The organism is Bartonella sp. SD1336NMGDW (assembly GCF_042193565.1).
GTDB classification, from domain to species: Bacteria; Pseudomonadota; Alphaproteobacteria; order Rhizobiales; family Rhizobiaceae; genus Bartonella; species Bartonella grahamii.
Map to the genome: position 1 here is coordinate 1 of NZ_JBHILW010000028.1, position 8,345 is coordinate 8,345.

General features: G+C 41.3%; 8 protein-coding genes and 1 pseudogene. 2 read left to right on the top strand and 7 right to left on the bottom strand.

What is annotated here, in order from left to right; genetic code table 11:
• Positions 1-119: 119 nt before the first annotated feature.
• The 7 genes and pseudogenes from ACFIKH_RS08320 to ACFIKH_RS08350 all read right to left on the bottom strand — a co-directional run.
• Positions 120-1,553 carry a hypothetical protein gene (locus ACFIKH_RS08320; RefSeq protein ID WP_375671460.1) on the bottom strand — a complete coding sequence of 478 codons (1,434 nt, stop codon included), beginning with the start codon at positions 1,551-1,553 and terminating at the stop codon, positions 120-122.
• 1 nt (position 1,554) lies between these two features.
• Positions 1,555-2,262, bottom strand: coding sequence for a hypothetical protein (locus tag ACFIKH_RS08325; RefSeq protein WP_375671461.1), 708 nt, complete (start codon positions 2,260-2,262; stop codon positions 1,555-1,557).
• 11 nt (positions 2,263-2,273) lie between these two features.
• Entirely contained in the window at positions 2,274-2,654 is a 381-nt protein-coding gene (locus ACFIKH_RS08330; RefSeq protein WP_375633742.1) for a hypothetical protein, read from the bottom strand.
• A gap of 11 nt (positions 2,655-2,665) precedes the next feature.
• On the bottom strand, positions 2,666-3,046 hold the full coding sequence (locus ACFIKH_RS08335) for a hypothetical protein (protein WP_375637953.1): 381 nt from the start codon (positions 3,044-3,046) through the stop codon (positions 2,666-2,668).
• Positions 3,047-3,066: 20 nt separating this feature from the next.
• On the bottom strand, positions 3,067-4,194 hold the full coding sequence (locus ACFIKH_RS08340; protein WP_015856180.1) for a N4-gp56 family major capsid protein: 1,128 nt from the start codon (positions 4,192-4,194) through the stop codon (positions 3,067-3,069).
• Positions 4,195-4,286: 92 nt separating this feature from the next.
• Positions 4,287-5,180: a hypothetical protein gene (locus ACFIKH_RS08345; RefSeq protein ID WP_375671462.1), complete on the bottom strand. Its 894-nt coding sequence runs from the start codon at positions 5,178-5,180 to the stop codon at positions 4,287-4,289.
• Between the two features lie 13 nt (positions 5,181-5,193).
• Positions 5,194-6,459, bottom strand: a pseudogene (locus ACFIKH_RS08350) (phage portal protein); the annotation flags it as partial.
• A gap of 175 nt (positions 6,460-6,634) precedes the next feature.
• Here ACFIKH_RS08350 and ACFIKH_RS08355 point away from each other — a divergent pair.
• Together ACFIKH_RS08355 and ACFIKH_RS08360 are read left to right on the top strand one after the other, a co-directional pair.
• Positions 6,635-7,801, top strand: coding sequence for a tyrosine-type recombinase/integrase (locus ACFIKH_RS08355; protein WP_375671463.1), 1,167 nt, complete (start codon positions 6,635-6,637; stop codon positions 7,799-7,801).
• Between the two features lie 209 nt (positions 7,802-8,010).
• Complete coding sequence (locus ACFIKH_RS08360) at positions 8,011-8,211, top strand: helix-turn-helix transcriptional regulator (protein ID WP_375646451.1); 201 nt, start codon at positions 8,011-8,013, stop codon at positions 8,209-8,211.
• Positions 8,212-8,345: the final 134 nt, after the last annotated feature.

The following is an 8,345-nucleotide window of genomic DNA, read 5'->3' on the forward strand; positions in this document are numbered from 1 at the left end:
CTATTCATGCATGGCAATCTTATATAAAAAATAGTCAAATGAATCACGTATAAAAGTGTGGATTCTTAAGTGGATTCATATAAAATAATTACAAACAAACTATTGACTTTATTGTATTTTTATATATAATGCGTTATTATCATCGTCCAAGGTTCATTCTTAGGAATGCGCAATTTAAAGCGGTGATAACGATTGCGTGAACGCCCATGATAAGCGCCCGTGACATACGAACACACCCTCTCCTTATGCCATGTGATCGGTGTCTGATTATTGCGAAGACGACGTTCCCCTATGCTTAAAAGACCTTGTGTTGTATCAACTTCGGCAAACATTTTCGTGATAAAGTTAAAACTTCCATCCGGCGCCCCCATCTCTTGCGAAACAACCGTTGCCTCCATCGGGGCTCCTGTAAACATAACAAGCCGATTGTTTTCATCAAAAGCACCAAGCATTGGAGCGCCACTTTGCCAACGGGGGCTGTCTAAAGAAGCCGGCAATGCCTCAAGATTGAGTGAAATCTCATCTAACTGTTCTAAAGTATAACCTGTTGTAAACACTGGAAACAACGTGAAAAGCTTTCCCTGTAGTGTCGACCATTTCTGTAAACCCCAATCATAAACAAAGGTGGTTTGCTCGTTATTGCCTCTTTTTAAGGACCAATAAATCCGGTTATCAATGGGGTCTATAACTCCTTGCATCTCATCAAGAGCAAACTTATCAAATGTTTTAAAAACCGTTCTATCAACCTTTTCAAAACCTATCAGTAAAAGTTGACCATCTAAACTCATCTGATAAAAACCACCATCACCTGCAAAAAAAGCATCACTCCCTCGACATGCTATAGAGGACGCACTACGGGCTCCTCGCTTGTCTTGTATCTTTTGAAACGTAAACACAATCTTAGAACCCGCAACAAAGGTTCCTGCATAAATAGCAGAACGCATAAAAATGAGGGGATTAGTCGATTCCGTAGACCCTTGAACATATTCTCCATCCGGAAAATCTTGAAAATCGCAATCTTTCTGCTTAACTGTCCAATGAGTAGCATCTTCCAAACCAGACCAATGAATGCGATTGGGGTGATCTGTCAATTGCATCAAACAAACAAAAGGTCCCCAAACCTTCACCAAGCCTGCTTTCGGCGGATTGCCTCCTAAATCTTCAAATCGTTCAGAACTATGGGTATTAAAAACTTGTGGTTTATCATTTTTATTCACCGCAATAATTCTTTGACCAAACAAAGCGAACGACCATTGATTATCCTCATGCGCATGATAGGTCACACCACTTTGGCTTATGTCTTTCCAACCCTTCGTTTGACTATCATAACTATAAAGCTTTTGCTTGCCTCCTACGATTATCTTAACACCATTACTGCTTCTAAAGGCGATTGAACCCAAGGGCTTTTCTTCCAAAGCATGAGACACAACCATTGCACTAGGCATGGGTATGTAACCGCCATCTGCTGGTAAAACATTCACAAGGCTATCCGTAAAGCTGCCGTTGACAACCGCAACATCCGGTCTGTAATCGGCAATGGGAAAATAAACCATGCTAAAAATCCGTTGGTATTATTCTGGTCACGTTATGACGTTGAGACGTCTCTGCACGCAATTCATGCAACTGTTCGTTAAAGTCATTGTAAGCTGCCGTTGCACAATCGGGGTCTTTAAGGATATTCTTGTAAAGTTCGTATTTTGCACGCGCCTTAATCAAATCAAACGCGTGCACAAACCACGGATGCTCCTCATCGACACTCTCTATCTCTGATAAACGCAATGGAGAGAGAACGAGTTGAATCTGATAGACTTTATCCGGCGTGGGATAAAGATGTAATTTCCTATCAAAATAACTGTAACAAACCGGCGTTCCTTGCTGCTCTGATGATAACAAAGGCTCTAAAGAAACATGGTCCTTACACTCCAATGCAAACTTATGATGTTGATCAGAGCTTAGATAAACGTTTTTTATTTTAACAGCTGTTTCAATAGGGCGGGTAGTGCTTGCATCATAAACACCTTGTCCCGCCCGTGTCTCAAACACCACATCACGGCTTTCGTTAAAGTAAAAGGTCTCTCGTTCACAAAAACGAATGGCTGCAAAAATGCTTTCTTGGATTTGTTGAACATACTCATCGGCTATGTCATCAATCTCATCTTGAATAACCGACACTAAGTGCGAAAGTGTTCTCTTATGACGATAAACATCTCGCTTTACAGGTATCGGTCCTCCGGTCTTAACCCGAATATAATGACGTGTCATCAAAATACCTCTCAGTGATTAGTCACGAATTCAACGACTATACTTGCTTGCCCAGCTTGTACTGTTTTGTCCGCTTTGGCATAGAGAGTAAGTTCTTCATCATAAGGGATAAACTCCTTCTGATTGGTAGGCTTAACCTCTTTTACTGCCTGTTGTTTGATTTCTGCTTCACCAAACTCATTGCCGCCAGCAGTGCTGCCTATTTTTACCTTCGTGTCCGAAAATGCTGTCTTAACAAACACTTTAATTGAAGTAATCAAAGCACCACGAGGTAGCGTGCCTATTCTCATAGCGTTTTCTTTATCTTCATAGCTAAAATTAAGCCGCAAAAAGCTTACCTGCTGGGTATGAAGATTTCTCCCTTGCAAGGGCTGTGGTAAATAATCTGCCATGTCTTATCCCCTCAATGATTTGTTACGAATTGCACAACCACAATACATTCACCAGCCGCAGTTGTTTTATCCCGTGTTGCATAAAGGGTCATCTCCTTATCATCTGCAACAAAAGACTTTTGATCTGTTGGCGTAAAATCTTGCGTGCCTTGGGCTTTGATGTCTTTTTCACTGAACTCATTGCCGCCATAGGTGCTGCCTATCTTTAATTTTGCTTCAGAAAACGCGGTCTTGACAAAAGCCTTCATCGAAGTGATCAAAGCGCCACGAGGCAAAATTCCGATTTTTTCCGTAAGATGCTTATCTTTATGCGAGATATTCAAACGTAAGAAACTCACCTGTTGGGTGTGAAGATTTCTTCCCTGTAATGGAGGTGGTAATTGATCTGCCATGTCTTGTTTCCTCCCTATGATTAATTATCAGGTTCACCACTGTAGGTGGGGATAACAATCGTTCCAAAATCTTGCGCTGCTTGAGAGCTATTTGGAAATTTGAAACGGGTTTTCTTCATGCCAATCAGTGTTTTCGCAGACAAACCATAGTAACGTTGATAGTCGAAATGCTCTTCCACCAATTTATAGCGATTGACATTGCGATTATTTCCAAAAGCCATAACGATACTTTGTGCTCCAAGAAAAACAGCACGACGCACACTTTTTTTCGCTGTATGATCGGTAGATTTTACCCCATGGGTGACATGTTCAGATTCACGTAAAATCACACCATTATACATGCCTAAAGAACCATCAAAGATTGGGTTTTGCGCACGAGAGCCTGTGTAAGCAGCTTTCTGAATATCAAGCCACTGACCAGTCTCTGTATTGGTACGCAATTGCATCACTTGTGTTGGATGCAAATAGAGAACATAAACACTCTCCCCATTCACACGTACTGGTCGAATTTTGGGATTAGCAAGTTTCGCCATTTTTACAGCTTCGTCAATAAGCTTCAAACTAAAGCTGTGTTTTGGCGCTTCACTTAGCTCTTCATCCTTGGTTTTACCATCTGGACGGATAATTCGCTTACTACTTGGTGCCAGAGGTTCATTAAATCCATAATGCACATTCTCGATATCTATCATCCGATCTTCAAAAGAGATTGTCCTTGCTGTATATCCGCAAGCTTGAATGAAAAACATCAAGCTTAAGCGATCTGCATACCAATCAACTAAGCCATCTTTTGCTTCGTCACGCAAATCAAACGTTGTACGTTGTTGCGCTATACTACCTTCATTTTCTACACGAACTGCATGCGAAAGCTCGTCAATATATAGTCTGTCATGAAGGAATTGTAATGCCTCTTCATTCCCCTCAAGCGTCTGTCCTGAGGTAACACCCCGTCCCAAAAGCTGTGTACGTAAGCTAAATGTAACACAATCCCCTCTGCCCTTCTGTGTTTCAGTTTTAAGTTGAATAATGCTGTTTGAACCCCTGCCTATGAGAGGGGCAATAGGTATCGCCTTTGAAACTTCTGTATTTAATAATTTTGACCACGTGCTTATCGCATGAGGATCATCTGCTCTAACTGTTGTTAATGCCATTGATTTTACCTTTCTTTGCTGTAAAAAAAACCGGCTTAAAAGCCGGACCATAACCCTGCATAAAACAGGCTAATTTCTATAAAAATGCACTCTTAATACCCGTTACCAGCACCATGCAATTGCCGAAAAATTGCTTTATTTTTCGGATTTGATATCCAAGCGTCAAATTCTTCTTCTGACATCCTATCAATGCTTGCTAAAGTGATTGGTCCAACACTCCCCCCTCCACCAGATGCCGTTAAAGTTCTCGCAGAATTCTGACGGCTTTGAAGTTCTGCAACTTGATTATTCGCTTGTACTGCTTGGTTCTGATAGCCAAGATTTTGCGCTATTCTATAAATCTCTTCTGCCGGATTGAGATCTCTTTGTGCACAAGTCGCTACAATCGTACGCAATTCATTCCTTATGATCTCAGAAATTGTGTTTGGATCTGCATACTCAGGATAAAGTGACGACCAAGAACTCAATTCCTTCGCACGCTTCTCGTAAAGAAAATTTGCCGCATCACCAAAATCACTGGATTTATTTTGAAACGACTTAACAGAATTGTTGAAAAACTGACCAAGACGTATATCATGCTGCTGCTGTTCCTCAGCTTGTCTTAGCGCTTCTTTCTGTTCCCTAATATACGCATCCTGCTCTCGAATCTTTTTTCCCATCCAACTCATATAGCCAATAATGTCTTGTGTAGGGTCTGGGGGTGCATTTTCACCTTCAACCATTGGCGTCTGGGATTGGGGGTCATAAAGCTTGACAAGCGCTTCACGAGCTTGTTTAGCTTGTTGCTCCATACGCTGCTGTTCTATGCTAGGAACAATCTCTGAAGGCTTTTCAACGGACTGCACAACCGGCTCTGGAGAGGTGACATCATCATTATCAATCGTTTCACCATCATAAGTGCCGGCATCAAAAGAGCTCTCATCATCAAAGACCGGTGCTCCAACTCTGTAATCTTCATTCATAGCTTCATTCATTTCTGCATTCATTCTTTCACCTTTCTCAACTATGCATACCTCTGTGTAATGCTATTCGCTCTCGCATAATCTGATTATGTGCCTGATCATTGAGAAGCTTCTGCCGTTCAATCTCATAGCGTTGCTTCATCAGTTCTGCGTCTGTTTTTGCTCTCTCTTGATGCACAAACAGATCAATCTGCTTTTGTTGCAAATCCATCTGATGCATCTGTGCTTTCGTCTCTAAGTCTTGTTGCTTTTCCTGCAACTTCATTTCCTGCTCGGGGTCCATCTGCTGTTGTTGTGCCATTTGTTGCTGTTGGAACTTCTCACTGACACGATTAAGCAATGACGCCGGCAATGGTGAATAACGAAGTAGATCAAGCATAATATCCGGCGTAATCGCATTTTGAAGCAATGGAAGCAGTTGTGTGATGATACCGAAGGTGCGCTCTTTCTCATTCGGGCTGGTTGGCGCATCATCAACAACAATGTCATACTCAACACTCGTTACTTCTTCACGCGTCAATGGAATATATTGCGCATTCTCCTCACCAGATATCCGTACCAAACGACCATCGGACAAGTAATTCTGGATAAGATGCAAAATAATCTTACCTTGCCGCTTGCGGTACAAACGTAAACCATCAAACAGACAAGCAAGCAGATTTAAACTGGATTGGCGTCGTTGTGCCTCCAAAATACCCGCTTGTGTCACTTCTCTTGTGCCAATGAATTCGGGCGATAAACCCGTCACCTGATTAATTGCTTCCTTAGCTTCATTAAACAGCTGGAAAAAGCCTTGTGGAAACTGTGCTACGGGTTTGGGTTGGATCTTTCCTTGTGCCAATGCGTTAGGTTTAACCCATGTAATACTGTCTGATCGGCTTAAACTTTTTGCTGCTTCTCTCTCATCCTTAAATGCACCACTCTCTGCCATTATCCCGCCTTTGGATTGGCTATTAAGGATATACATCACTTGACTGAAATATTTATTCGCCCACCGTTGAGGATCTTTTGTAGGACGCACAACACCATAAAATTGCCGTTCTATCTTGTCAAAATACCCCGTTATACACTCCCAACCCAATTGACCAGCTGGAACCATGGGTTGATCGGGGCATAGCAAAACCTTCCTGCCTAAAAAAGCGCGCTTAACAACCTTTTTATTAAAAGCCGCCCCTTGAATATTAGGCATCATGCACTGTAGCTGCTTAAATTCTTCCTCGCTATAATCACGAAGTTCTCCAGTACTTAAATCGGGCGCTTTGTAATACCTCTCGCTTTCAAACCAACGGCATTCAACAAGTGTTCAAGGCATTGATTTATAATCATAATCTAGCGTTATTCATATTGAATGAGAACCCTGAATAACGTAAGATTCTCTCATCTTAAATCTGTGTATCTTGAATCAATCAAAATCACTTGCTTGCACGTCACAAGCGGGGTTGATGTGTGGGTAAAAACTATAGCAGAAAGGAGTAAAAATGGTTCTTATGAATCGTCTTAATGCAAGGGCTGTCGCAACATTGGGAGCTGGCAAATATAATGATGGTGCCGGCTTGTTACTTCATAAGCGTAAAGATGGCGGTGCTCAATGGCTTTATCGTTATACCATTCATGGGCGGCGTCGCGAAATGGGCTTGGGTGCTTTAAGAGATGTTTCTTTAAAACAAGCCCGTGAATTGGCAACAGGATGGCGGGCTGTTTTACGTGAAGGGCGTGACCCTATTAAAGAACGTGAAAAACAAAAGCGTGAGGCAATAAGCAATCTCCATTACTTAAAAGATATTGCACTAGATACTTTTGAAACTCGTAAAGCTGAATTAAAAGGTGATGGTAAAAATGGTAAATGGTTTACACCTTTACGCCTTCATATTCTCCCTAAATTAGGCTGTTTACCCGTTTCAGAGATTACGCAAACAGAGATACGCAATACCCTTTCTCCCATTTGGCATACAAAGGCTGTAATTGCTCGAACAGCATTGATACGTCTTAATCTTTGTCTCAAACATGCGGCTGCATTAGGTGTAGATGTTGATTTACAAGCTGTAGAAAAAGCAAAAGCTCTCTTAGGAAAACAACGCCATAAGGTCACTAATAGACCAGCCATGGATTGGAGAGAGGTTCCGGCTTTTTATAAAACACTCTGTGAAGCATCAACCATAACACAACTGGCTTTGCGTTTGCTTATTCTGACAGGTGTTCGTACCAATCCTTTACGTCATATTCATAAAGATCAAATTGATGGGGATATATGGACCATACCTGCTGAAAATATGAAAGGCAAGCGTGATACAACAAAAGAATTTCGCGTGCCTTTATCAACTGAAGCATTAGACATTTTAAAACAAGCACGATTGCTTTCTCGTAATGATCTCTTTTTTTCTGCTAAAGGTCGCGGTCCCCTCGCTGAGAAGTGTATGGCTCAATATATGAGAGACAATAAACTTGAAGCCTGCCCGCATGGTTTTCGCTCTAGTTTACGCGATTGGCTTGCTGAAACAACCGATGCCCCCTATGAGGTCGCTGAAACTATTCTAAGTCATACAGTTGGCGGCAAAGTAGAGCGTGCCTATCGTCGTACTGATTATCTAGAACAGCGCCGTGTTTATATGGATAAATGGGCGGCTTATGTCACGGGTCAATCTTAAGATATGGGGTGAATAACCCCATTATCTGTGGATAACTTTAGCTCTCTTCTCTCTCATTCTTTCTCAATAAGAGTCATAAATTATCACATTAGAAATTGTATGATAAAATATTGTTTTCTATAAATAAAATACCTTTAAAAATGAACCAAAATGTGGTTAATAAATGGTTATGATTTGTTGCCATTTTTTGATAGTGAAAGGATTTTAGTATGACAGAAAATGATATTCTTTTGACAGATCGTGAAAGTGCAAAATTGCTTCATATGAGTGTCTCAACATTCCGCCGTCATGTTACCAATGGATCTCTCCCCAAACCCCTAAAATTGGGTTTTTTATCGCGTTGGTTACAATCGGATCTTTTGAATGTCATCGAGCAAGCAAAACAGCAACGTTATAACGACGCGGCATAAAAAGAAAACCTTGTCACGTAAGGATGGACAAGGCTTTCTCAAGCTCATCAACCTGGTGCTTTATTTGGTGTAAATTCAAAGCTTTCTCTGCTGAAGCAAGACTTAAGGCTGGCATTCAAGTTGTTCTGAATGTT